23 protein-coding genes and 1 tRNA gene are annotated in these 23,227 nt (G+C 66.1%); 11 read left to right on the top strand and 13 right to left on the bottom strand.

Going from position 1 to position 23,227, the window contains the following annotated elements; all coding sequences use genetic code 11:
- The 6 genes from AC1ROX_RS26485 to AC1ROX_RS26460 form a co-directional block, all read right to left on the bottom strand.
- Positions 1-633 carry a LysE family translocator gene (locus AC1ROX_RS26485; protein ID WP_493130914.1) on the bottom strand — a complete coding sequence of 211 codons (633 nt, stop codon included), beginning with the start codon at positions 631-633 and terminating at the stop codon, positions 1-3.
- On the bottom strand, positions 633-1,103 hold the full coding sequence (locus AC1ROX_RS26480; protein WP_493130912.1) for a DUF3237 domain-containing protein: 471 nt from the start codon (positions 1,101-1,103) through the stop codon (positions 633-635). Before AC1ROX_RS26480 ends, AC1ROX_RS26485 begins: the two co-directional genes overlap by 1 nt.
- A gap of 8 nt (positions 1,104-1,111) precedes the next feature.
- Positions 1,112-2,713 carry a class I adenylate-forming enzyme family protein gene (locus tag AC1ROX_RS26475; RefSeq protein ID WP_493130910.1) on the bottom strand — a complete coding sequence of 534 codons (1,602 nt, stop codon included), beginning with the start codon at positions 2,711-2,713 and terminating at the stop codon, positions 1,112-1,114.
- 10 nt (positions 2,714-2,723) lie between these two features.
- The gene (locus tag AC1ROX_RS26470) at positions 2,724-3,131 is read right to left on the bottom strand and encodes a rhodanese-like domain-containing protein (RefSeq protein ID WP_493130908.1); all 408 of its coding nucleotides are present in this window, start codon (positions 3,129-3,131) and stop codon (positions 2,724-2,726) included.
- 93 nt (positions 3,132-3,224) lie between these two features.
- On the bottom strand, positions 3,225-5,273 hold the full coding sequence (locus AC1ROX_RS26465) for an NAD(+) synthase (protein WP_493130906.1): 2,049 nt from the start codon (positions 5,271-5,273) through the stop codon (positions 3,225-3,227).
- A gap of 71 nt (positions 5,274-5,344) precedes the next feature.
- Positions 5,345-5,419: transfer RNA gene (locus AC1ROX_RS26460), tRNA-Val, on the bottom strand.
- Positions 5,420-5,546: 127 nt separating this feature from the next.
- Between AC1ROX_RS26460 and AC1ROX_RS26455 the strand changes: the two genes are divergently transcribed.
- From AC1ROX_RS26455 to AC1ROX_RS26445, 3 genes are all read left to right on the top strand, one after another.
- Entirely contained in the window at positions 5,547-6,449 is a 903-nt protein-coding gene (locus tag AC1ROX_RS26455) for an N-formylglutamate amidohydrolase (RefSeq protein ID WP_493130904.1), read from the top strand.
- 358 nt (positions 6,450-6,807) lie between these two features.
- Positions 6,808-8,316, top strand: a complete 1,509-nt coding sequence (locus tag AC1ROX_RS26450) for a M81 family metallopeptidase (protein WP_493130902.1) — start codon at positions 6,808-6,810, stop codon at positions 8,314-8,316.
- 8 nt (positions 8,317-8,324) lie between these two features.
- Positions 8,325-9,785 (top strand): N-acyl-D-amino-acid deacylase family protein, encoded by a 1,461-nt coding sequence (locus AC1ROX_RS26445; protein ID WP_493130900.1) that lies wholly within the window; start codon positions 8,325-8,327, stop codon positions 9,783-9,785.
- 55 nt (positions 9,786-9,840) lie between these two features.
- Here the strand turns inward: AC1ROX_RS26445 and dksA are convergent, their stop codons facing one another.
- The 4 genes from dksA to AC1ROX_RS26425 all read right to left on the bottom strand — a co-directional run bounded on the left by dksA (position 9,841) and on the right by AC1ROX_RS26425 (position 12,303).
- Positions 9,841-10,266 carry an RNA polymerase-binding protein DksA gene (gene dksA / locus AC1ROX_RS26440; RefSeq protein ID WP_493130898.1) on the bottom strand — a complete coding sequence of 142 codons (426 nt, stop codon included), beginning with the start codon at positions 10,264-10,266 and terminating at the stop codon, positions 9,841-9,843.
- Positions 10,267-10,467: 201 nt separating this feature from the next.
- Positions 10,468-11,229, bottom strand: a complete 762-nt coding sequence (locus tag AC1ROX_RS26435; RefSeq protein ID WP_493130896.1) for an HvfC/BufC family peptide modification chaperone — start codon at positions 11,227-11,229, stop codon at positions 10,468-10,470.
- Positions 11,213-12,052 (bottom strand): MNIO family bufferin maturase, encoded by an 840-nt coding sequence (gene bufB, locus AC1ROX_RS26430; RefSeq protein WP_493130894.1) that lies wholly within the window; start codon positions 12,050-12,052, stop codon positions 11,213-11,215. Before bufB ends, AC1ROX_RS26435 begins: the two co-directional genes overlap by 17 nt.
- 2 nt (positions 12,053-12,054) lie before the next feature.
- Positions 12,055-12,303 carry a BufA1 family periplasmic bufferin-type metallophore gene (locus AC1ROX_RS26425; RefSeq protein ID WP_493130892.1) on the bottom strand — a complete coding sequence of 83 codons (249 nt, stop codon included), beginning with the start codon at positions 12,301-12,303 and terminating at the stop codon, positions 12,055-12,057.
- 63 nt (positions 12,304-12,366) lie between these two features.
- On the opposite strand from AC1ROX_RS26425, the gene AC1ROX_RS26420 reads away from it, so the two are divergent.
- Positions 12,367-12,597 carry a DUF3553 domain-containing protein gene (locus tag AC1ROX_RS26420; RefSeq protein WP_493130890.1) on the top strand — a complete coding sequence of 77 codons (231 nt, stop codon included), beginning with the start codon at positions 12,367-12,369 and terminating at the stop codon, positions 12,595-12,597.
- Here AC1ROX_RS26420 and mobA read toward each other — a convergent pair.
- Complete coding sequence (mobA, locus tag AC1ROX_RS26415) at positions 12,545-13,225, bottom strand: molybdenum cofactor guanylyltransferase (RefSeq protein WP_493130888.1); 681 nt, start codon at positions 13,223-13,225, stop codon at positions 12,545-12,547. The genes AC1ROX_RS26420 and mobA overlap by 53 nt on opposite strands.
- A gap of 62 nt (positions 13,226-13,287) precedes the next feature.
- Between mobA and AC1ROX_RS26410 the strand changes: the two genes are divergently transcribed.
- Positions 13,288-14,088 carry a 2-keto-4-pentenoate hydratase gene (locus AC1ROX_RS26410; protein ID WP_493130886.1) on the top strand — a complete coding sequence of 267 codons (801 nt, stop codon included), beginning with the start codon at positions 13,288-13,290 and terminating at the stop codon, positions 14,086-14,088.
- Between the two features lie 134 nt (positions 14,089-14,222).
- Here the strand turns inward: AC1ROX_RS26410 and pdeM are convergent, their stop codons facing one another.
- Positions 14,223-14,918 carry a ligase-associated DNA damage response endonuclease PdeM gene (pdeM, locus tag AC1ROX_RS26405; RefSeq protein WP_493130884.1) on the bottom strand — a complete coding sequence of 232 codons (696 nt, stop codon included), beginning with the start codon at positions 14,916-14,918 and terminating at the stop codon, positions 14,223-14,225.
- A gap of 102 nt (positions 14,919-15,020) precedes the next feature.
- Here pdeM and AC1ROX_RS26400 point away from each other — a divergent pair, with 102 nt between their 5' ends.
- From AC1ROX_RS26400 to AC1ROX_RS26375, 6 genes are all read left to right on the top strand, one after another.
- Positions 15,021-15,812: an EipB family protein gene (locus AC1ROX_RS26400; protein WP_493130882.1), complete on the top strand. Its 792-nt coding sequence runs from the start codon at positions 15,021-15,023 to the stop codon at positions 15,810-15,812.
- Positions 15,813-15,863: 51 nt separating this feature from the next.
- A complete protein-coding gene (locus tag AC1ROX_RS26395; RefSeq protein WP_493130880.1) occupies positions 15,864-17,294 on the top strand; it encodes a cryptochrome/photolyase family protein in 1,431 nt (476 codons plus the stop codon).
- Positions 17,295-18,656, top strand: a complete 1,362-nt coding sequence (locus AC1ROX_RS26390; protein WP_493130878.1) for an NAD(P)/FAD-dependent oxidoreductase — start codon at positions 17,295-17,297, stop codon at positions 18,654-18,656.
- Complete coding sequence (locus tag AC1ROX_RS26385) at positions 18,653-19,423, top strand: DUF1365 domain-containing protein (RefSeq protein WP_493130876.1); 771 nt, start codon at positions 18,653-18,655, stop codon at positions 19,421-19,423. The genes AC1ROX_RS26390 and AC1ROX_RS26385 overlap by 4 nt, the downstream gene beginning before the upstream one ends.
- A gap of 73 nt (positions 19,424-19,496) precedes the next feature.
- Entirely contained in the window at positions 19,497-20,612 is a 1,116-nt protein-coding gene (locus AC1ROX_RS26380; RefSeq protein ID WP_493130874.1) for a class I SAM-dependent methyltransferase, read from the top strand.
- Positions 20,613-20,671: 59 nt separating this feature from the next.
- The gene (locus AC1ROX_RS26375; RefSeq protein ID WP_493130872.1) at positions 20,672-22,147 is read left to right on the top strand and encodes an MFS transporter; all 1,476 of its coding nucleotides are present in this window, start codon (positions 20,672-20,674) and stop codon (positions 22,145-22,147) included.
- On the opposite strand, the gene AC1ROX_RS26370 is transcribed toward AC1ROX_RS26375, so the two are convergent.
- Positions 22,144-23,223, bottom strand: coding sequence for a DUF1501 domain-containing protein (locus AC1ROX_RS26370; RefSeq protein ID WP_493130869.1), 1,080 nt, complete (start codon positions 23,221-23,223; stop codon positions 22,144-22,146). The genes AC1ROX_RS26375 and AC1ROX_RS26370 overlap by 4 nt on opposite strands.
- Positions 23,224-23,227 lie beyond the last annotated feature (4 nt).

Here is a 23,227-nt window from a genome sequence, read left to right as displayed (position 1 = left end):
TCAGTGCCTCGAGTCGAACGCCAATCGCGTCGCGAGGCCGGCGAAGACGGCGCCGAGGAAATATTGCGGCAGGCGGCGGAAGCGGCCCTGGCCGGAGAAGATGCGGCCGAGGCGGCTTGCGCCCAGGATGACCGCGCCGTTGACCACCAGGCCAATCGCATTGAGCACGGTCGCCAGCACCATGATCTGCAGCGCGACGGAGCCCGCTTCCGGCTGAACGAACTGCGGGAAAAGCGCCAGGACGAACAGCGCCATCTTAGGGTTCAGCAGGTTGGTGAGCAGCCCCTGCCGGAACATCGTGCCGATGGCGTGCCGGCTCGCACCGGCTTCCGGCGTGAGCGTCACAGCGCCGGATCGTACCGTCTTCCAGGCGAGATAGAGCAGATAGGCCGCGCCCGCGTAACGCACGGCGTCGTAGGCAACGGGCACGATCAGGAAGAGTTGCGACAGACCAAACGCGGCTGCCAGAGCATGGCAATAGGTGCCGACCTGGATGCCGGCCAGGGTCGCGAAGCCCGCCGCCTTCCCCTGGCTCGCGCTGCGCGAGGCGATCAGCAGCATGTCGGGGCCGGGCGTCATCGTGAGCGCCAGGCTCGCGGTAGCGAAGAGCGCAAGGGTGGCAAGGTCGATCATCAGAGGATCTGGAACACTTCGTAGACGGGTCCGGTCGGATCTCGCCGGCCGGTCGAGACGCAGACGATGCGGTTGAGGAAGCGGTACTTCTCCGATGCGGTCTCGAAGTACGGCGTGGCGCGGAAGTAATACTGGCTGGGATCGACCTTCTCGCCCTTGTTGAGCTGCTCGATCACCCAGGCCGGCCCGTGCCGCATGCCGCGATAGCTCATGTAGACGAGATGGCCGTCGTCGGTCTTGAGCGTCAGCCGCACGTCGAGCATCAGGATGCCGTCGCGTCGCTGCAGCAGCCAATCGCCGGCCGGCGTCGGCAGCACCGTGCCGCGCAGTTCTTCGCCCTCGAACGTGCCGCCCGTGACCGTCGCGATGCGGCGACGTCCATAGGGCGTCTCGCCGACATCCGTGAAGTTCGGATCGACCTGGAGAGCCAATGTGAAGAGATGGGCTGAACGCAGGGTGGGACCGGTCATACTGTTCCTCAAATCTTGGCCGTCCGGCCTTCCCAATAGGGCGCGCGGAGTTCGCGCTTCATGATCTTGCCAATGGTGCTGCGCGGAAGCGAGTCCCGGAATTCGACGGCGACGAGACGCTGCGTCTTGCTGAGCTGGCCGTTGGCCCATTCGCGCACCGACTCTTCCGTCACCGTGGCACCGTCGCGGCGCACGCACAGCGCCATCGGCGACTCGCCCCACTGGTCGCTCGGCACGCCGATCACCGCGGCATCGATCACGTCGGGATGCTTCAGCAGCAGGACCTCGATGTCGGCGGCATAGACGTTGAAGCCGCCGGAGATGATCATGTCCTTCTTGCGATCGAGCAGGATCAGGAATCCGTCCTCGTCGAGCTTGCCCATGTCGCCGGACTTGAAGAACAGACGTCCCTTCTCGTCGTGCCAGAACAGCTCGCGCGTCTTGTCGTCCTGCTTGTAGTAGCCCTTCATCATCATCTCGGCGCGGCCGGCGATCTCGCCGACCTCGCCCCGAGGCAGTTCCCTGCCCTGTTCGTCGAGGATCCTGAGCTCGACGCCGAAGCCCGGCGTGCCGACCGTGTGGAGCTTGTTCGGATGCAGGTTGGCTTCGAGCATGCAGCTGCCGCCGCCCTCGGTCAGGCCGTAGATCTCGATCAGGCGGCCGGGCCAGCGCTTGACGCAGTCTTCCTTCACCTGCGCCCGCAGCGGCGCGCTGGTCGAGAGCTTCGTCTTGAAGGCGCTGAGGTCGTATCTGTCGAAATCGGGATGCGCGAGGATGCGCTGGTACTGGACCGGTACGAGCATCGCGTGGGTCACCTTCTCCGCCTGGGCGAGTTCCAGGAACTTCACGACGTCGGACCTGCGCATCAGGATCGACGTGCCGCCGACACCCACGGTCGCCAGAAGGGCGACCAGCGTCGTGTTGGAATAGAGCGGCGTCGAGACCAGCGAGACCGTGTCGGGTCCGTAATCGAAGGCGGGAAACCGGACAGGAAGCTGGCTGCGCAGCGCGTGCGAGTGGAGGATGCCCTTGGGCAGGCCGGTCGTGCCGGAACTGTAGATGATGTTGAAATCGTCGAGCGGACCGATCTCCGTCTCGAAGGGCGCATCGCTCGTCGGCGCGAGCCAGGCCTCGAAGTCCTGCCAGCCCGGCCGCGCGAAATCGTAAGCGATGCGGCCGCCGGCCACGAGCTTGCCCAGCCGCCCTTCATAGGGTTCGACCAGGGCGCGGTACTGGTCCGACAGGAACAGAACCTTGGCGTCGCAATCGTCGAGCATCTTCTCGAGCGCATCCGCCGCCGCCATGGTCGAGAGCGGCACGACGCAGACGCCGGCGCGCAAGCCGCCCATGAAGGTCTCGAGATATTCGATCGAGTTGGCGGCGAGGATGGCGATCTTGTCGCCCCTCCCCAGCCCCATCTCGGAAAGCCGACGGGCGATCCGGTTGATGCGCCCGTCGAACGCCTTCCAGCTCCGCACCACCCCGTCGCACTTCACCGCCGGCTTGTCCGGATGGGTCTGCGCATGCCGCGCGACCAGGGCCGGGATCGACGTGAAGTCAGGAATGTCGTCGATGACCGGCTGCGGAACGATTGGCTGGTCGGGGCTCATAAGCCGCGGCCTACTTCTTCGGCTCGACCGTCTCCACCGGACCACCGGCCTTCTTCCAGGCGCCGAAGCCGCCCTCGAAATGCGCGACCGGCGTGAGGCCCATGTCCTGCGCGGTCTTGGTCGACAGCGCCGAGCGCCAGGCGCCCGCGCAGAAGAACACGAACTTGTTGCCGGTCTGGAAATAATCCTTGGCGTAGGGGCTCTTCGGATCGATCCACATTTCCAGCATGCCGCGCGTCACGTTGATCGCGCCGGGGATCGTGCCGTCACGCCACAGTTCGCGCGGATCGCGGATGTCGATGAAGGTGACGCCGGGCTGGCCATGGATCTTCATCGCGTCGGCGAGCGACAGTGTCTCGATCTGGCTGTTGGCCTCGTCGACCATCTGCTGGACCGTCTTCTTGATCTCGAGCGGCATCGAACCCTCCCTGCGCGGTGCGTTCGGGCCTTGGTACCACTTTGTCTTGAGCGCGCAAACGACGGTCAAACCGCCGCGTGAAAATCGCGGCGGCTATTTCTTGTCGGCCTCGGGAATGGCCTTCATTTCCTCGAGCCAGATGTCGGGACTGCCGTCCGACGGCGCACGCCAGTCGCCGCGCGGCGACAGCGAACCGCCGGACGAGATCTTCGGACCGTTGGGCAGCGCCGAGCGCTTGAACTGGTTGGTGAAGAAGCGGCGCAGGAAGAGCGCCAGCCAGCTCCGGATCTCTTCCAGCGAGTAGGCACGCCGCGCGCTGTCCTCGAGATTGGCCGGCCACGCACCCTTCCCGATATCGTGCCAGGCGTTCCAGGCCATGAAGGCGATCTTCGACGGCCGGTAGCCGAGGCGCGTCAGGTAGAAGAGATTGAAATCCTGCAGCGCATAGGGACCCACGAAGCTCTCGGTCGCCTGCACCACGCCCTTTTCGCCGGCTGGGATCAGCTCGGGCGAGATCTCGGTGTTCAGGATGTCGTGCAGGATCTCGGCCGTTTCGCTGCTGACGTCGCCCGACGCGGCGACGAAGCGGATCAGGTGCTGGATCAGCGTCTTGGAGACCGAGCCGTTGGGATTGTAGTGGGACATGTGATCGCCCACGCCGTAGGTGCACCAGCCGAGACCGAGCTCGGACAGGTCGCCGGTGCCGACCACCAGGCCGCGCTGCTGGTTGGCCAGCCGGAACAGGTAATCGGTGCGCAGACCCGCCTGCACGTTCTCGAAGGTGACGTCGTAGACCTTCTCGCCCCGGCCGAACGGATGGCCGATATCGGCCAGCATCTGCGTCGCCGCGGGCTTGATGTCGATCTCCGCCGCCGTGACGCCCAGCGCCTTCATCAGCCGCCAGGCGTTCTTGTGGGTTTTGTCCGAGGTGCCGAAGCCCGGCATCGTGTAGGCGAAGACGTTCTTGCGGCTGAGGCCGAGCTGGTCCATCGCCCGGCAGATCACGATCAGCGCATGCGTCGAATCGAGGCCCCCCGAAACGCCGATGACGGCATTCTCGGTGCGGCTCGAATGCAGCCGCTGCGCCAGCCCCTGGACCTGGATGTTGTAGGCCTCGTAGCAATTGTCGCGCAGCTTGGCGGGATCCGACGGCACGTAGGGGAAGCGCTCGATGGCGCGGTCCAGCGCGACGCTGTCCTTCGGCGGATCGAAGGCAAACGGCAGCGTCCGGAACCGCGCGACCCGCTCCTGCTCCTGCTGGGCGCAATCGGCGAAGCCGTTGTAGCGCAGGCGCTCCTGGCGGATGCGGCCGACATCGACGTCGGCCTGGATCATCGTCGAGTCCTTCTCGAAGCGCGACGATTCGACCAGCTGGTCGCCCAGCTCGTAGATCGCGGCATGGCCGTCCCAGGCGAGATCGGTCGTCGATTCACCCGGACCCGACGCCGAATAGGCGTAGGCCGCGACGGCGCGCATCGACTGGCTGCCGCACAGCAGCCGCCGCGCCTCGGCCTTGCCGATGGTGATGTTGCTGGCCGACAGGTTCACCAGCAGCTCGGCGCCCGCGAGCGCCGCGTGGCTCGACGGCGGGATCGGCACCCAGACGTCCTCGCAGATCTCGACATGGAAAGTGAGGTCGATGCCGGTCGCCTTGAAGAGAAGATCGGTGCCGAACGGCACCGTCTGGCCGACCAGCTCGATCTCCCTGGTGATCACGTTGGCACCGGAGATGAAATGGCGCTTTTCGTAGAACTCGCGATAGTTCGGCAGGTAGGTCTTGGGGACGACGCCCAGCACCTTGCCGCGATGGACCACGACGGCGGTGTTGTAGAGGCGGCTCGAGACGCGCAGCGGCGCGCCGACGATCAGGACCGGGAAGAGGTCGCGCGATGCCTCGACGACCTTCGCGATCGACCGCTCGACCTCGTCGAGCAGCGCGTCCTGCAGGAGCAGGTCCTCAATGGCGTAGGAAGACAGGCCCAGCTCGGGAAAGACAATGACGGCCGCCCGCGCCTTGTCGCCCTGGGCCGCGAGCTTCAGCGTCTCGGCAAGATTGTAGGCCGCGTCGGCCACGCGGGTGCGCGGCACGCAGCAGGCCACACGCACGAACTCATGGGAATAGAGCGAAAAGAAATCGGACATCGGGACTCCAGCCATCCTCTACTGGTGCCCCGGCACTGGTTTCCAATCAAGGGCTGGTGGAGAGAAGGCGATGGTGGGCGCGACAGGGATCGAACCTGTGGCCACTGCCATGTCAAGACAGTGCTCTACCGCTGAGCTACGCGCCCATCACCTGCTGTTGCCGGGGTCCAAAACCAACCGGTAACGCGGAAGCCCGGTCGTCTACATTGCCGCAAACGGATTGGCAAGAGCGCGAAGGGTGACGCGCCCGGTTCCGCGGGTTATGACCGTATTATGGAGTCATTCACGGTCCTGACCGACCACGAGGCCCTGGATTGCCGGCTGCCGGCGCGCCAGACGGTCCCGGTGGTCGTGGCTTCGCCGCACAGCGGCTCGATCTATCCCGCCGCCTTCCTCGAACAAGCGGTCGTTCCGCTCTCCGCGCTCCGCCGGGCGGAAGATGCCTTCGTCGACGAGCTGTTTGCCGCCGCGCCCTCCCTCGGCATCCCGTTCCTGGCCGCCCGCTTCCCCCGCTCCTATGTCGATGCCAACCGCGAGCCTTACGAGCTCGATCCCGGCATGTTCGAGGGCCCGCTGCCGCGGCCGCTGAACCATCGCACCACCCGGGTGGCCGCCGGCCTCGGCATGATCCCCCGGGTCGCCGCCAACGGCGAGGCGATCTACCGCGGTCGCGTCCCCTCCGACACGATCGAGCACCGGCTGGAAACCTGCTGGCGGCCCTATCACCTGACCCTGTCCCAACTGGTCGAGCATACCTACAGCATGTTCGGCGGCGCCCTGCTGATCGATGCCCATTCGATGCCCTCCTCGGCCTCCAACCTCGGAACGCGCGACCGCGACCTGCGGGTCGATATCGTGCTGGGCGACAATCACGGCGAGGCTTGCGCGCCGGGATTCACCGCCGCCGCCGAGCGCTGGTTTCGCGCACGTGGCCTGCGAGTCCTGCGCAACCAGCCCTATGCCGGAGGCTTCACGACCCAGCGCTACGGCCGGCCGGCATTGGCCCGCCACACGCTGCAGATCGAGATCAACCGGGCGCTCTACATGGACGAGGCCCGGCACGAGAAGCTTCCAACCGCGAGCGTCTTCGCCCGCATGATCGCCGGCTTGCTGGAAGAGATGGGCCAGGAGGCCCAGGAAATCCTGCAGCCGCCGCGGCCCTTGGCCGCCGAATAAACCCACTGACCTGGCTGATCTGGCCGTTCGGTTCGGGCAAAAAAAGGGGCCGTGACAAGCACGGCCCGAGTTTAGGGAGGAAACGCCCAAGACGGGCATACAGCAAACAAAGAGGCTACCGAGGTAGCGTTTGCTGCCCACTCAGAATGGTGCACCTGCGAAGAGAAAGCAAGAGCGAAAAAGAGCCCTGAATTCACATATTTAGCGTTCGTTGATGTCTGAGGGTGGGTGTGTTGTTTTTGCAACGCACAAGAATAGTGCGATGCAGCTTTGCATCAAATGCATTGCTTCAGCAAACGCGCGAGGTGTGCGATTTCTATAGGGTGTTCAAAGACTTAAGTCCTGGATGGAGGGGTTGTTGGCCAAGAAGTTCGTAGTCGCGATGATGATGCATGAGACCAATACGTTCTCACCCCTGCCCACCCCCATCGAGTCTTTCACCCGCGGCGGCGGCCAGGGCGCCCTGAACGGCCCCGCCGCCATCAAGGAGTCCGAGGGGACCAACACCTCCCTCGGCGGCTTCATCGAGGTGGCCCGCAACGCTGGCGCCGAATTCACCGTTCCGATGGCCGCTTCTGCCCATCCGTCCGGCCTGGTCACCAAGGCGGCCTACGAGCAGATGACGACCGCCATCGTCGACGAGGTGAAGAAGGGCTGCGACGCCGTCCTGCTGGCCCTGCACGGCGCCATGGTTGCCGAGCACTACGATGACGGCGAAGGTGAGTTGCTCAATCGTATTCGCGCGATTGCCCCCGACGTGCCGATCGCCGTGGCGCTCGATTTCCACACCCAGATGACCAACGCCATGGTGAACGGCGCCACGATCATGACGGGCTACCGCACCTATCCCCATATCGACATGGCCGACACGGCCCGCCGCGCCGGCCGGACGCTGATGCGGACCCTGGCCGGCGAGGTCCAGCCGAAGATGGTCTGGGGCAACCGCCCGATCATGAGCAGCTCGCTGGTCCACACCCCGTCGCGCGAGCCGATGAAGACGCTGATGGGCATGGCCAACCAGGCCGAGGACACCGGCGAGGTGCTGAACGCCTCGGTGTTCGGCGGCTTCCCGCAGGCCGACATCCCCCACCTCGCCCTCTCCTCCGTCATCGTCTGCGACAAGCGCACGGCCGAGGGCGAGATCCTGCTGAATCGTATCCTCGATACGGCCTGGGAAAAGCGCGAGGGCTTCCTGTTCCATCCCGAGCCGCTGTCGGTCCAGGTCGGGCGCGCCAAGGGCTACACCGACTATCCGGTCGTCATGGCCGACCATGGCGACAACACCGCCTCGGGCGGCACCCAGGACGTGATGAGCGTCATCGAGGAAGCCCTGAAGCAGGAGCTCGAGGATGCCTGCGCCGGCCCGATCTGCGACCCGGCCTGCGTCGAGCAGATGATCAAGGCGGGCGTCGGCGCCGAAGTGACTCTCGAACTGGGCGGCAAGATCGACATGCCGGCGATGGGCCTGAAGGGCAAGCCGCTCAAGATCACCGGCAAGGTGAAGGCGATCACCGACGGCCAGTTCACCGTCACGGGACCGATGGCCACCGGCACGACCGTCCGCATGGGCCGCACCGCCGTGCTCGACACCGGCAAGATGCAGATCGTCGTGTCGGAGAAGCGCGCCGAGCCCTACGACCTCGGCGTCTTCACCCATTGCGGCATCGATCCGCGTCGCAAGAAGTACGTGCTCATCAAGTCGCGCCAGCATTTCCGTGCCGGCTTCGAGCCCATCGCCAAGCACATCGTGATGTGCGACGGCGACGGCTGCACCGCCTCCGACCTCAAGCTCTTCAAGTACGAGCGCGTGAAGCGTCCGCTCTACCCGTTCGACCTCGACATGCGGCTCGGCCGCAACGAAGCCTAGGAGTCCCCATGGCCACTTACGACATCGTCATCCGCAACGGCCAGGTGGCCGACGGAACGGGCAAGAAGCTGTTCGCCGCCGACGTGGCGGTGAAGGGCGACCGCATCGTCGCCATCGAGGCGCCGGGCACCTTGAAGGGCGACAACGAGATCGACGCCGCGGGCAAGGTCGTGGCGCCGGGCTTCATCGACGTGCACACGCACGATGACACGGCCCTGATCGACAATCCGACCATGGCGATGAAAGCGAGCCAGGGCGTCACGACGGTGGTGTGCGGCAATTGCGGCGTCTCGGCCGCGCCGTATGTCCGGCCCGACGTCGGCCACTGGATGTCGCTGATCATCAAGAAGAAGGAGAATCTCTCCAAGAGCTTCGCCGACTTCGCCGGCAAGGTGGAGGCCGCCAAGCCCGCCATCAACGGCGCCTTCCTGATCGGCCACGGCACCCTGCGCATCAACACGATGGGCGACGACCTGAATCGCGTCGCCACGGCCGGCGAGATCAAGCAGATGCGCGAGCTGCTCGACCAGAGCCTCGAACAGGGCGCGATCGGCATGTCGAGCGGTCTCTTCTATGCCGTGTCGAGCCATGCCTCGACCGACGAGGTGGCCGAAGTCGCTGCGCCGCTCGGCAAGTGGGGCGGCGTCTACACCGCCCACATGCGCGACGAGGGCGACCACATCCTGAAGGCGATGGACGAGACGTTCGAGATCGGTCGCCGCGTCGGCGCCGAGATCATCGTCTCGCACCACAAGTGCTCGGGCCGCTCGAACTTCGGCCGCATGAAGGAGACGCTGCCGCACTTCAACGAGGCGATGAAGAAGCAGCAGATCTCCTTCGACGTCTACCCGTACGTCGCGGGCTCCACGATCCTGCGGAGTGACATGCTGGAGCGCGCCGACAAGGTGCTGATCACCTGGTCCGACAAGGTGCCGGGCATGAGCGGCCGCGACCTCAAGGAGATCGCCGAGGAGATGGGCTGCTCGATGAGGGAAGCCGCCGACCGCATCCAGCCGGCCGGCGCCATCTACTTCATGATGGACGAGAAGGACGTGCAGGCCGCGATGTCCCATCCCGGCGCCATGATCGGTTCGGACGGCATCCCGTTCGACGCCCATCCGCATCCGCGCCTGTGGGGCACCTTCCCGAGGGTGCTCGGCCACTACTCGCGCGACCTCAAGCTGTTTCCGCTGGAGGACGCCGTGCGCCGCATGACCTCCTACTCGGCGCAGCGCTTTCATCTGGCCAAGCGCGGCGAGGTGAAGCTTGGCTTCTATGCCGACATCTGCATCTTCGACCCGGAGACGGTGATCGATACCGCGACCTTCGAGAAGCCGATCGCACCGGCCACGGGCATCGATACGGTCCTGTGCAACGGCGCCATCGCGTGGCGCAACGGCAAGCCCGGCGGCGGCCAGGCCGGCCGCGCGCTCAATCGCCAGGCCATGCAGGACGAAGCCAGGGCCTGATCGACGCGACGACCGCAAAAGAAAAGTCCCGCATTCAAGCGGGCCTTTTTATTCCTCAGTCGTTGCCTTCGTCGCGGCGGGTGCGTTCCATGCGTTCGTGACGCTCCTGCGCCTCGACCGACAGGGTCGCGATCGGACGAGCCTCCAGACGCTTCAGCGAGATCGGCTCGCCGGTCTCTTCGCAGTAGCCGTAGGTGCCTTCGTCGATCGACTTCATGGCCTGGTCGATCTTGGAGATCAGCTTGCGGAAGCGGTCCCGGGTCCGCAACTCCAGCGAGCGATCGGTTTCGGCGGTCGCGCGATCGGCGAGATCGGGCTGCGCCAGGCTCTCCTCCTGCATGTTCTGCAACGTCTGGTTGGATTCGTCGATCAGCTCGCCCTTCCACTTCAGCAACTTCTGGCGGAAGTACTCCTGCTGCATCGGATTCATGAACGATTCACGGTCTGTCGGCCGATAATTCTGCGGCAACGTAATCGACATCGTCGGCAACTCCACTCGCAGCATCGATGGTCCACCAGGGGAAGGCGGACCCTTTTCGAAGCGCGCGGAGTATAGGGACGGGCCCTTGCGGAGCAAGAAGGTTTAGGGTCCGGACGCCGATTCAGCCGTGCGCTGCAACAATTACAGCGGCTGTAATAATTCCCAAAATACGAGGGTTTTTTAGCCCTCGGGCCACGGGTCTTATTGCAACGCAGCAAATGCCCGCAAAGCAAGCAGCTGCGCAAAGGTTGTACTCACGTCGAAGGCAGGTTCGACCGCGTACGCAGCCTCCGCCCCCTCCTCCAGAGTAGCGCGGCCGTCCAGCGCCATCACGAAGGCCGCTTCCGGCAAGCTCAACCTCTCGAAAACCGCATCCCCGGAGCGGCGCAGGACGATCACCGCCGCCGGCCCCTCCTCCAACGAAACGCCCTCCGTCGCGCCGGGCTGGGACGCGCGCCAGATCCGGTCGATGGGATAAGGCGACTGGATCACGGCAGAGCCCGCCGCCAACACCAGCCTCAGCCCAAGCAGGCGCTCGGGCGCCCAGCCGGCGAGATCGGAGGCCGCGAGCCTCTCCTCCTCGGGCGCCTGGAAAGCCAGGTTCAGGGCCCAGTCGAGCCGCGCCATGTCGGGCAGATAGGGCAGCGACGCCGCCGGCTCGTGCTCCGCGACGAAAGCCGGAAAATCCACCCCGTACTCGGCCAGCACCGGCTGCCGTGGCAGGTCCCGTCCGATGAAGGCCTTGGCCACGGCCCGGAAGAACGCCTCGCCGACGATCGCCTCGACAGTCGGAAACGTGGCCGCGAGGGCCGTCGCCAGGCTCTCCACCACGTGATGGCGATGGACACGCAGACGCGCAGACGCGGAGATCGTGTCGCCGACGATGGCGGCGGCCAGGTCGGACCGATCCTCGCCCTTCAGATGCGCGGTGAAAGCCGCCTGCAGGTCACGCAGCGCGAGCATCGGCCATCGCCTCTCCCGCAAGCGCCCGTGCCGCCCGGCCCGCTTCGTCGAGCAGGACGTCGAGGGCCGGCAGATCGGTGTCCCATTCGACCAGCGTCGGACGCGGCCCGTAGCGGCGCACGATCTTCTCGAACAGGGTCCATACGTCCTCGCCAACCCGGCTGCCGTGATCGTCGATCAGGATCGGCTCGCCGTCCGCGTCGTTCACGGCATGACCGGCCAGGTGATACTCACCGATGGAAGATGCCGGTAGCCCGTCCAGCCACGCCGCGGGATCGAGCCGCAGATTGTGCGCCGTGACGACGATGTTGTTGGCGTCGAGCAACAGCCCGCAGCCAGTGCGGCCGACCAGCTCCGCGAGGAACTCGGGCTCCGACAAGGTCGAATGCGCGAAGGCCAGATAGCAGGAGGGATTCTCGACCAGCACCTGCCGGCCCAGCCGCTCCTGCAGCCGGTCGACATTGCACGCGACGGCCTCAAGCGCTTCCTCGGTGTAGGGCAACGGCAGCAGATCGTTGAAGTAACGCCCGCCTGCAACGCTCCAGGACAGATGGTCGGAAACGAGGGCCGGCTGGAGGCGCTCGACCAGCGCCGCGACGCGATCCAGATGGGCTTCGTCGAGACCGTCGACCGAGCCGAGCGACAGGCCGACCGCATGGACGGAGAAATCGTAATCCTGGCGCAGACGTTCGACGGCCTGCAGCGCCGGCGATCCCGCGAGATAGTTCTCGGCGTGGATCTCGAGAAAGCCGGTCGCCGGCCGGTCGCGCGCGATCTCCGCCAGATGCGGCGAGCGCAGCCCGATGCCGGCGACCGGTCGCATGGTCAGCTGGCGGTCAGCTTGCCGCCGATGATCTTCTCGCAGGCGCCCTTGGGAACCGAGACCCAGGCGTCGGGTTGCGCGTCCGTCTTCGAGGTGCCGGCGCAGGACGACTTCGCGGTCTGGCAGTCGTTCTTGCCGGCCTTCGCGATACCGTAGCACTTCTCCATATTGCCCTGCGCCTGGCTGGTGGCGGCCGGCAGCACGAGCGCGGCAGCAAGGGCCGAGGCGATGGCGAGGCGGGTCGTGTTCATGTGTCCTCCATTACGTGACGACGCCCAGTCTATACGCCAGATTGAGGCGGCAGGACGTCAGGCGTGCCTATCGTACCCTTCGACGGGAGTAACGAAAACTTGTTCGACAAGCCCGGCAATGGGCTCTTCAGCCCCGGCGACTTCGTCCGCCATCCCGACCGGCCGGATTGGGGGTTGGGCCAGATCCAGTCGATGATCGGCCACCGCATCACGGTCAATTTCGAGAATGCCGGCAAGGTCGTCATCGACGGGAATGTGATCGAACTCGTTCCAGACGACGCATCGCCTCGCTGAGCTCGGTCGGCGTGTTGACGTTGAGGAACGGCGCGGCGTTGCCCGGCCAGACAAGCTCCTCGAAGACATAGCGCTGGGCGAAGGTCTCGACCCGCCGCATCCCCTCCTCGAGGATCGCGCGCCGGAGATCGCCGGCGAGCTTCACCGACCAGATGGCGATGGTGTGCTCGCGCCGCTTGCCGTGACGGACCATCAGCACGTCGGGCTCCGGCACATGCATCAGCCCGCACAGCCGGACGGTGAGGTCGAGCGGCAGAAACGGCACGTCGGCGGGAGCCGTCAGGATCCAGCCGGAATGGGGATGATGCCGGCGGGCCCATTCCATGCCCGCGAGGATGCCCGCCAGGGGGCCGAGCCGCCGTCCCTCCCGCCGGGCGGCTTCCTCGATATCGGCGGGATCGGGGATCACCGGCACATCGAGGGCGCGGAATTCCGGGGCTGGATCGTTGGCGACGATCACGAGATCCATGACCTGGGGCCGCAGCCGCTCCACGACATGCGCCACCATCGGCCGGCCGGCCAGCAGGCGCAGCGGCTTCAGCGCGCCCGGCCCCATGCGCCGTCCCTCGCCGCCCGCGAGCACCACGCCCACGACCGCGCCGCTGCGGACCGGTCCGAAATTTTGCAACGCTTTCGCCGCCATGATGGCACTATGCGGCGACGATGAAATCAAGCAAGGGGGAGCCTCCAATGACGTTCAGCATCGCCAAGGTCGCCAAGTGGCTGCACCAGGTCGACAAGGCGCGCGCCGTGGTCGGCTGGTGGCCGGAACAGTTCGCGACCGACGACGAGCGCCTCGCCTACAAGGTCCAGGACGCCTTCCTGAAGAAGCAGGTGGTCAAGCAGGGCCCGCTGGTCGGCTACAAGATCGCGCTGACCTCGCCGCAGATCCTGGCGCAGACCGGGCTCAAGGGCCCCGCCTACGGGCCGGTCCGCAAGAAGCGCGTCTTCGAGCACAAGGCCTCCGTCCGCGCCGATCGCTGGACGCGCCTGGGCGTCGAGCTCGAGATCATCCTGACCGTGAATGCCGACGTGCCGGCGCCGAAGGGCACGCCCTACGACAAGGAGTCGATCGCTCAATATGTCGGCGATGCGCGCGCCGGCTTCGAGCTGATCGAGGATCGCGGCGCGGATTACAGCCGCCTCGCGGTCAATCCGCTGATCATGGATGCCGGCTGGAACGGCGGCTCGCTGTTCGCCAAGCCCAACAAGGACTGGTCGAAGCTCGATCTCGGCAACCTGAACGGCACGATCTCCTTCGACGGCAAGGTCGTGCGCGAGGGCCATTCGGGCGACGTGCTGGGCCATTGCTACAATTCGCTGGCCTGGCTCGTGAACAAGCTCGGCGACCACGGCAAGCGCCTGAAGAAGGGCATGTTCGTCTCGACCGGCAGCATGGTCGCCTGCCAGTTCGTGCCGCCCGGCAGCACCGCCACCGGCAAGATCGAAGGCCTGGGCGAAGTGACCCTGAAGTACGAGCTACCGAAGTAATCCCGCAGAAAGCTCGCAATGGAGCGCGCCACTCCAGTGGCGCTCATGCCTTGCTGGTCAACGAAGCTTGAGCGCAACTGGAGTTGCGCGCTCCATGGTGGGCTTGGGTGCGCCGCATCCAACGTCGCTCCGACCTACGCGAAGGTCGCGTCCGGCCGAAGCTGCCGCCACGACAGGCGGCGCACCGCATCCTTCCCGACGACGAGCGCGTCGTAGTCGTCGGGGAAGAGCTGCGCGATCGCCGGGTCGAGCGCGTTGAGACCTCCGGCATAGGCGCCGAAGGCCGGCAGGATGAGTCGCCTTCCGTCGGTCAGGAAGCAGCGCCGCCTCAGGCCACGTCCCCTCACCGTCAAGGCCGCCACCGGATGATAGTGGCCGGAGACCTCGCCGTCGGCCGGCCCGAACAGCGCCTCGTGCCGGAAGACCAGCGGCCCCGCCTTGATCTCTTCCGCGACCTCGCCCCAGCCCTCGGGCGGCGGTGCGGGATCGTGGTTGCCGGCAATCCACACGAAGCGTGTCCGTGCCGTCAGCCGCTCGATCTCGAGGCGCTCCGCCTCGGGCAGGCGCTCGACGGCCGCACGGTCATGGAACGAATCGCCGAGACAGACGATCGTGCGCGGCTCTACGGCATCGAGCAGCGTCGCCAGCAGGCCGAGCGTCTGCCGCGTGTCGTAGCGCGGCAACAGCTTGCGGGCATTGACGGCATAGGACGAGCCCTTCTCCAGATGGAGATCGGCCACCGCCAGCAATCGCTCCGCCGGCCAGTACAAGGCACCCATCGGCAAGGCTTCTAGGGGCTCGCCCGCGCAAACGAATTCGAGCCTGTTCATGCACGGATCGGACGATAAGCCCGCCAGAATCCTGCCACGATCTCTCGCAATTTCATGTGAGGCACGATTGACCCGATGCAGGGCCGTGCGCAAGGTGACTCGATGCATCGCCTTGTGTGTTTCGCCGTCGCCGCGCTCCTGTGCGGCCCGCAGTTGGCCTTTGCGCAGATGCAGCCGCATCGCGCAGAGTATGTGCTGCGACTGGGAGCAGCGGCCAACGCGCCGCGCATCGGGACGGCCGTACAGGACCTGACGCAGGATTGCGCGGGCTGGCATCTGAAGCGCGACATCGCCACGGAGATCGCGCTGACGGCCTCGTGGAAGATGAGCCTCTCGTCCAAGCTCGATGCCGAGGAATCCCGCAGCGGCAACAACTTTCGCTATCGCACTGTGCAGGTTCAGAACGGCAATACGCGCGAGACCAAGGGGCGACTCCAAAAGACCGGCGGCGAACTGCGAGCCGAGATCGTGCAGGCCGGCGCGCCGCCATCCCAATTCACCCTGCCGCTCGCGACACTGATGCCCGTCGCCGCCATCGACCATCTGATCGAACGGCTCCGGGCCAATGCGGCGTCCTTTCCGGCGCTGATGTTCGACCCCGAAGTGATGGGCGACGTCTTCCTGATCGACGTGACGCAACTGGACGACGATCGTTTGCGAGGCGCCCGGCCGACGGACAAACCTGTCGCCACGCCGAAGGGCAAATCGTGGCCGGTGGTCATGAACTTCACGCGCGGCCGCCAGCAGGCGCAGCGTCCGATGTTCACGGTGACGGCGCAGGTCTACGAGAACGGCGTGCTCGACCGGCTGACCGTCGAGACCGGCCTGGTCACTGTCACCGCCGATCTCCAGGCCCTGGAAATGCGGCCCGTGCCGAACTGCCCGCGATCCTGACTCCGGGCCTCACCCCATCATCCGTCCGGCCGCCTTGTGCGTATGCCGGACATGTCGGTTTCGATCGTCTGGTTTCGCAACGACCTCCGCCTCTCTGACAATCCAGCCCTCGTCGCGGCCCTGGAGTCCGGGCGTGCCGTCCTGCCCGTGTTCGTGCTGGATCAGGAAACCGATGGGATAAGGCCGCGCGGCGCCGCGGCGCGCTGGTGGCTTCATCACAGTCTGGAATCCCTCGACGGGTCGCTGCGGAAACTGGGATCGCGCCTCGTCCTGCGCCGCGGATCGACCGAACAAGCACTCGCCACACTCGCGGCCGAATGCAGCGCCGCGTCGATCTTCTGGAATCGCATCTACGACCAGGGCTCGCGCGATCGTGATACGCGACTGAAGAAGGTGTTCGCCGAACAAGGCGTAGCCGTCGAGAGCTTCAAGGCCAACCTTCTGTTCGAGCCCTGGGAAGTCAAAACGCAGGGCGGCGCCCCCTTCAAGGTGTTCACCCCCTTCTGGCGCGCCTGCCGGTCCTTGCCGCCTCCCGGTAACCCCCTGCCTGCGCCAGAAACGCTACCGGCGCCCGAGGTGTGGCCAGCCAGCGATACCCTCCCCGATTGGAAGCTGCTGCCGGCGTCGCCCGATTGGGCGGGCGGGCTGCGCGCCACCTGGATGCCCGGCGAGGACGGCGCCAAGGAGCGGCTGACGCACTTCCTGGGCGAAACGCTGGAGGACTACCGCCGCAGCCGCGATCTACCGGCGGTCGAAGGAACATCGCACCTTTCGCCGCATCTGGCCTTCGGGGAGATCGGCCCGCGACAGATCTGGCGCGCCGCGACGACGCGTGGCGTCTCGGCCGCCACCGAAAAGTTCCTCGCCGAAGTAGGCTGGCGCGAGTTCGCGTACAATTTGCTCTTCCACCACGGCGATCTTGCTCAACGCAATTTCCGGCCGGAGTTCGATGCCTTTCCCTGGATCGATCCCGACGCCACGCTCGACGCGTGGCGGCGCGGGCGGACCGGCTATCCCATCGTCGATGCCGGCATGCGCGAACTTTGGACCACTGGCTGGATGCACAATCGCGTGCGCATGATCGTGGCGTCCTTCCTGACCAAGGACCTGCTGATCGACTGGCGTGCCGGCGAACGCTGGTTCTGGGACACGCTGGTCGATGCCGACCCCGCCAACAACGCAACCGGCTGGCAATGGGTCGCCGGTTCGGGCGCCGACGCATCGCCCTTCTTTCGCGTCTTCAACCCGGTGCTCCAGGGCGAAAAATTCGATCCCAAGGGGGACTATGTCCGACGCTGGGTGCCCGAGCTTGCAGACATCCCCGATGCAGCCATCCATCAGCCCTGGACGGCGCCGGTTCCGCCATCGCCCGACATCTATCCCGAGCGCATCGTCGACCACGGAGCCGCCCGCGACCGGGCGCTGACAGCCTTCCGCAGTCTCAAGAAGTCCGCACAAGAAGTCTCGAGGGAGCCTCTATAAATGAAAATCGCCGTCATCGGCGCCGGCGTCTCCGGCCTGGGAGCCGCCTGGCTCCTCAGCCGCCGCCACGACGTGGTCGTCTACGAACGCGAGAACCGCTTCGGCGGACATTCCTGCACCGTCGAAGCGCCGACGCCGCAGGGCCGCACGCCGGTCGATGTCGGTTTCATCGTCTTCAATGAGCGCAACTACCCCAACCTCGTTTCCCTGTTCGACCATCTCGGCGTGCCGACCGAACCGTCGGACATGTCATTCGCCGTCAGCCTCGACGAAGGCCGGTTCGAATACGGCAGCTCTTTCGCCGGCTACTTCGCCCAGCGCTGCAATATCGCCCGCCCGTCTTTCCTGCGCATGACGCACGATATCCTGCGCTTCAACCGCCTCGCGCCGATGCTCCTGGACAGATGCGAGGATCTCGACTTCACGATCGGCGATTTCGTCGCCAGCGCCGGTTTCGGGGCGGCCTTCCGCGACCGCTATCTCGTGCCGATGGCGGCCTGCATCTGGTCGACGCCACTTGGCCGCATGCTCGATTATCCGGCGCAGACCTTCGTGCGCTTCTTCAACAATCACGGCCTCCTCACGGTCGGCCCGCAGCTCCAGTGGCGCACCGTGAGCGGCGGCAGCCGGTCCTATGTCGAGCGCATCGTGGCGCCGCTGCGCGCCCGCGCGAGGCTCGCCACACCGGCCAGCGCGGTGCGCCGCACGCAAGGCGGCGCTGAGGTGCGCGATGCCGCCGGCCACTGGGATCACTTCGATCGGGTCGTGATGGCCTGTCATGCCGACCAGGCGCTCGGCCTGCTGACCGACGCCGACCAGCAGGAGCGCGACCTGCTCGGCCGCTTCGCCTATTCTTCCAACGAGGTCTGGCTGCACGGCGACGAGAGCCTGATGCCCCGGCGCCGCAATGTCTGGGCAAGCTGGAACTACGTGGCCGACACAAGGAGCCGAGACAGCACTGTGAGCGTCACCTACTGGATGAACCGCCTGCAGAACCTGCCCGACAGCGCGCCGCTCTTCGTCTCGGTGAATCCCGGGCGCACACCCTCGCCGGCGACCGCCCATGCGCGATTCACCTTCGAGCATCCGATGTACGACGCGGCCGCCATCCGGGCGCAACGCGAGCTGCACCGTATCCAGGGTCTGCGCGGCACCTATTTCTGCGGCAGCTATTGCGGTTACGGCTTCCACGAGGATGCGCTGTCGGCCGGCCTCGACGTCGCCGAGCAGCTCGGCGTCCACCGGCCCTGGGCGCGGCCCAACGAGCACCGCCGGATCGGTGATCCACCCCGCGTCGTGGCCGACCGGCCGACAATCCTGCCGGTCCCGGTGGCGGCGCGCGTCGCAACGGAACCGACGTGACCCCCTCGCCTCATTCGATCGTTGCCGCCAGCGTCATGCATCGGCGGCTCAGGCCGCGCGAGAACGCGTTTCGCTACAAGGTCGGCTATCTCTGTCTCGACCTCGATGCGCTGGAGAGCGCCGCGGGCCGATGGCTGAAGCTCGACCGGCGCGGCCTCGTCTCCTTCCGGCGGGCCGATCACGGCGCACGCGATGGTTCCGACCTCAGGGCCTGGCTGAACGGCATCCTGCGGCAGCACGGGCTGGGGGACCTCTGCGGCGGCAAGGTGGTCCTGATGACCCTGCCGCGGATGCTGGGCTACGTCTTCAACCCGGTAAGCTTCTGGTTCTGCCACGACGGGGGCGGTGCGCTTCGAGCGGTGCTTTGCGAGGTCAACAACACGTTCGGCGAGAGCCATTGCTACCTCGTCCATCACGCGGACAGGGCTCCGATCCGACCCGAGCAGTGGCTCGAAGGCCGCAAGGTCTTCCACGTCTCGCCCTTCCTGCCGGTCGAAGGCAGCTATCGCTTCCGCTTCCGCCTCGATGACGGGCACGCCCATGTCGACGTGAATTATCACGATGCCGAGGGGCTGATGCTGGCGACCTCGGTCGGCGGCCGCCGCGAGGCGCTCGACGACCGCAGCGTGCTCCGGCACTTCCTGGGCAATCCCACCATGACACTCGGCGTCGTCGCCCGAATCCATTGGCAGGCCTTGCATCTGTGGCGGAAGCGGGCGAGATTTTACGGCAAGCCAGCACCGCCGTCGGAGCTCGTGACCCGCTGACTTCACTTCGGACCGCATGCACCTCGCCGCCCGGTTTGTCCTGAAATCCCTGGAACGACTGACCGTCGGCCGGATGACCGTCCGGCTTCCCGATGGGCATGTGCGCAGCTTCGGCCAGGCCGACGCGACGCCGTACGCCGAGATCGACGTCACCGACTGGCGCTTCTTCCGCCGCGTCCTGCTCGATGGCGACATGGGCTTCGCCGAGGCCTACATGGAAGGCTTCTGCGATTCGCCCGACCTGCCCAGCCTGATCCGCCTGCTCCTCGCCAACGAGAAGGCGCTGGGCAAGATCACCCGGACGAATTTCTTCCACGGGCTGCTGCTGAAGTTCCTGCATCGGCGGCACGACAATACGCGCGAGGGGTCGAAGAAGAACATCCATGCCCATTACGACCTGGGCAACGAGTTCTACGGCCTGTGGCTCGACCCTTCGATGACCTACTCCTCGGCCCTCTACGCCGGAGAGGCCGAGAAGCCGCTGGAGGCCGCCCAGACCGCCAAGTACGAACGCATCCTGACCCAGCTCGGCGCCCGGCAGGGCGACAGCATCCTGGAGATCGGCTGCGGCTGGGGCGGCTTCGCCGAGGTCGCCGCCCGCCGGGGCATGCGGGTCACCGGCGTGACCATCTCCAAGGAGCAGCTCGCCTATGCCCAGGCCCGCCTGCAGCGCGCCGGGCTGGCCGACCGGGTCGACCTGCAGTTCCGCGACTATCGCGACATCGAGGGGCGTTACGACCATATCGTGTCGATCGAGATGATCGAGGCGGTGGGCGAGCGCTACTGGCCCGACTATTTTGCGACCCTGAAGCGTCATGTCGTGCCCGGCGGCTCGGCCGTCGTGCAGGCCATCGTCATTGCCGACGACTTCTTCGAGCGCTACCGGACCCATCCGGACTTCATCCAGACCTACGTCTTTCCGGGCGGCATGCTGCTGTCCCCCGCCAGTCTGCGCGAGCAGTGCCGGCAGGCCGGCCTCAAGGTGGCCGAGCTCTACAGTTTCGGACTGGACTATGCGCGGACCCTGGAAACCTGGCTGGGCCGCTTCGACAAGGTTGCCGACCAGGTCGGCCGCATGGGCTTCGACGAGCGTTTCCGCCGCATGTGGCGATATTACCTTGCCTATTGTGCCGCAGGCTTTTCGACGCGCCGCACGGACGTTTTGCAGGCACACTTTCGGCATATATAACTGTCGGCAATCAAGAGGCCGCCGGTCCAAGGTGAGCCGAACAGGAAGGCAAAATCCGCGTGCATGCGCCAAAGTCCGGCCTCGGCTCGTCGACGTCCATAAGGCTGCGTTTCGACCGTCTGATCGCCTACTCCACCAACCAGCTTCCGCTCAACATGGCGGCCCTGCCGGTGGTGCTGAACGTCAGCCATTTCTATGGCGAGATCCTCAAGGTGCCGCTGGGCATCATGGGCCTGATCTTCATCACGACCCGTGTGATCGACGCGGTGCAGGATCCGGTCATCGGCCTGATCAGTGACAAGTTCACCCATCGGGGTCCGCGCGGGCGCCTCACCTTCGTCGCGCTGATGCTGCCGCTGCTGATCGGCGGCTTCTACATGCTGTTCCATCCGCCGCAGTCGCTGTTCACCCAGCCGGTGCTGCTGGCGACCTGGCTGTTCGTCGCCCTGTTCGTGGTCCATCTCGGCTATGCCGGCGTGTCGATCAGCTATCACGCCCACGGCGCGGAGCTGACCGACGACTACAACGAGCGAACGAGGGTCACCGTCGGCCGCGAGGTCTTCGGCCTGATCGGCATGACCCTGGCGGTCGTGCTGCCGACCTACTTCACGGCCCAGTTCGGCGACCATGCAGGCTACGTCTATATGGGATTGTTCTTCATCCCGATCGCCGTCCTGTTCGCCCTGCCGACGCTCCTCTGGTCGCCACCCTCGGTGCATCCGCCGGTCGTGCGTGAGAATCCCGAGATCCATGTCCGTTATTTCCGCGACTGGCTGACCGGCATGATGCCGTGGCTCGCCCGGCCGACGCAGAACATGGAGCGGAACTTCACGCTCAAGACCCTGATCCCGTTCTTCGCGCCGCTGAAGAACAAGCTCTTCCGCCGCCTGCTGCTGGTGTTCATCGTCAACGGCGCGGCGCTGGGCGTCGCGGTGTCGGTGATGCTGTTCTACGTCGAGCACGTGCTGAAGGGGAACAAGCTGCAGGCCGGCATCATCCTGCTGGTCTATTTCGGCGCTGCCGCCGCCAGCGTGCCGCTGTGGCTGCTGCTGTCGCGCCGCCTCAGCAAGACCGCCGCCTGGTTCGTCGCCATGGTCATGACGGCGGCGTCGATGTCGCTCGCCGTGTTCCTCGGCGCCGGCGACTTCATCTGGTTCATGCCCATCGCCATCGTCACCGGCCTGGGTATCGGCGCCGACTACGGCCTGCCGCCCTCGGTTCTGGCCGACATCATCAACTCCGACGAAGGCAAGGACACCAAGGGCGACACCGGCGCCTATTTCGGCCTGTGGGCGCTCTCGACAAAGCTGGCCACGGCCATCGGGGCGGCTGGCTCGCTGCCGGTGGCAGCCCTGCTCGGCTTTAATCCGTCCATGGGTCTCTACAGCGCCTCCGCGCTGGTCTTCGTCTATATCGCCATTCCGGTGGTCATCAAGATCATCGCGGCGCTGCTCATCTGGTACATCCGCGTCGAAGCCGACCGCGGCTCGGTGCGCGACGAGATCCTCGGGCGGCGCGCCGCCACGCTTCACTAGGCGAGGAAGCCCAGCCTCTGCGGCTGGCGCAGGCCGAAATCGCATTGCTGGCCCCAGCATCCCTGGGCCAGCGTGGCGAAGACGCTGCGGAAGTCCACCGTGTGCCGGAGGTCGCCGTCCGGCAGGTCCGAGAGCGACGGGTACACGCCGTGCAGGCCGCCCTTCACGTTGCCGCCCATGACGAACTGCGGCGCCGACGTGCCATGGTCGGTGCCACCGCTGGCGTTCTGCCGGGCGCGGCGGCCGAACTCCGAATAGGTCATCACCACCACGTCCTTCCACAGGTCGGCGGCGATCAGGTTCCGGCGCAGGATCGCGAGGTTCGACGCCAGGGACGCCAGAAGACGCTCGTGCGTCGGCGCCTGGTTCGCGTGCGTGTCGAAACCGCCCAGCGCCACCTTGATCGCCACGACCGGGATCCTGGCCGAGATGATTCGTGTGGCGAGGTCGAGCTGGCGGCCGAGCAGGACGTCCTGCGGATAGGCCTCTGCCGGGGCAGGTGAATCGCGCAGCCGGTCGCGCAGGCCAGCCGCCGCGGCATTGATCTCCTGCCGTACCGCCAGCAGGTGGCGCAGCGCCGGATTGCCGCCGCCGGCCATGGCCGACGCCGCGCCGATGGCATTGGCCTGGCGCAGGAAATTCTCGGCATCCTGCATCACGATGGTCCGCAGCGAGGGGCCGGTCGACGGAAGCGCATTTGTGTCGGCCACGATGCAGTCGACGCCGACGCCCTTGGCGAGCTTGGCGCCGTTGAACGCCTGGGCGACCCAGCCCTCGCTCAGCGTCTGGGACGAAGCCGAGGCGGTGTCCCAGATCTCGATCGACCGGAAGTGCGAGCGGTTTGGATAGGGATAGCCGACACCCTGCACGATCGCGAGGTCGCCCGCCTTCCACGTCTCCATCAGCGGCGTGAGCTTTTCGTGCAGTCCCACCTTCTCGTCGAGCTGAACGACCCGCTCGCGCGGCACGCCGATGCCGGCGCGCAGCTCGCGATACTTCGGATCGGCATAGGGCACGAGCGTGTTCAGCCCGTCATTGCCGCCCTTCAGTTCGACCAGCAGGAGAATACGGCCCATTGCC

This window comes from Reyranella sp. GW821-FHT14A01 (genome assembly GCF_058803965.1).
The sequence above is the reverse complement of the archived record's forward strand: the minus strand, read 5'-3'. Positions and strand labels throughout refer to the sequence as shown.

Bases quoted from the DNA above. Each gene is read 5' to 3' on its own strand.
- AC1ROX_RS26480 (WP_493130912.1), bottom strand. From the start codon at position 1,103: ATGACCGGTCCCACCCTGCGTTCAGCCCATCTCTTCACATTGGCTCTC.
- AC1ROX_RS26425 (WP_493130892.1), bottom strand. From the start codon at position 12,303: ATGAACACGACCCGCCTCGCCATCGCCTCGGCCCTTGCTGCCGCGCTC.
- AC1ROX_RS26390 (WP_493130878.1), top strand. From the start codon at position 17,295: ATGAAAATCGCCGTCATCGGCGCCGGCGTCTCCGGCCTGGGAGCCGCC.
- AC1ROX_RS26445 (WP_493130900.1), top strand. From the start codon at position 8,325: ATGGCCACTTACGACATCGTCATCCGCAACGGCCAGGTGGCCGACGGA.
- bufB (WP_493130894.1), bottom strand. From the start codon at position 12,052: ATGCGACCGGTCGCCGGCATCGGGCTGCGCTCGCCGCATCTGGCGGAG.
- AC1ROX_RS26410 (WP_493130886.1), top strand. From the start codon at position 13,288: ATGACGTTCAGCATCGCCAAGGTCGCCAAGTGGCTGCACCAGGTCGAC.
- pdeM (WP_493130884.1), bottom strand. From the start codon at position 14,918: ATGAACAGGCTCGAATTCGTTTGCGCGGGCGAGCCCCTAGAAGCCTTG.
- dksA (WP_493130898.1), bottom strand. From the start codon at position 10,266: ATGTCGATTACGTTGCCGCAGAATTATCGGCCGACAGACCGTGAATCG.
- AC1ROX_RS26370 (WP_493130869.1), bottom strand. From the start codon at position 23,223: ATGGGCCGTATTCTCCTGCTGGTCGAACTGAAGGGCGGCAATGACGGG.
- AC1ROX_RS26435 (WP_493130896.1), bottom strand. From the start codon at position 11,229: ATGCTCGCGCTGCGTGACCTGCAGGCGGCTTTCACCGCGCATCTGAAG.
- AC1ROX_RS26475 (WP_493130910.1), bottom strand. From the start codon at position 2,713: ATGAGCCCCGACCAGCCAATCGTTCCGCAGCCGGTCATCGACGACATT.
- AC1ROX_RS26485 (WP_493130914.1), bottom strand. From the start codon at position 633: ATGATCGACCTTGCCACCCTTGCGCTCTTCGCTACCGCGAGCCTGGCG.
- AC1ROX_RS26465 (WP_493130906.1), bottom strand. From the start codon at position 5,273: ATGTCCGATTTCTTTTCGCTCTATTCCCATGAGTTCGTGCGTGTGGCC.
- AC1ROX_RS26470 (WP_493130908.1), bottom strand. From the start codon at position 3,131: ATGCCGCTCGAGATCAAGAAGACGGTCCAGCAGATGGTCGACGAGGCC.
- AC1ROX_RS26395 (WP_493130880.1), top strand. From the start codon at position 15,864: ATGTCGGTTTCGATCGTCTGGTTTCGCAACGACCTCCGCCTCTCTGAC.
- AC1ROX_RS26400 (WP_493130882.1), top strand. From the start codon at position 15,021: ATGCATCGCCTTGTGTGTTTCGCCGTCGCCGCGCTCCTGTGCGGCCCG.
- AC1ROX_RS26455 (WP_493130904.1), top strand. From the start codon at position 5,547: ATGGAGTCATTCACGGTCCTGACCGACCACGAGGCCCTGGATTGCCGG.
- AC1ROX_RS26380 (WP_493130874.1), top strand. From the start codon at position 19,497: ATGACCGTCCGGCTTCCCGATGGGCATGTGCGCAGCTTCGGCCAGGCC.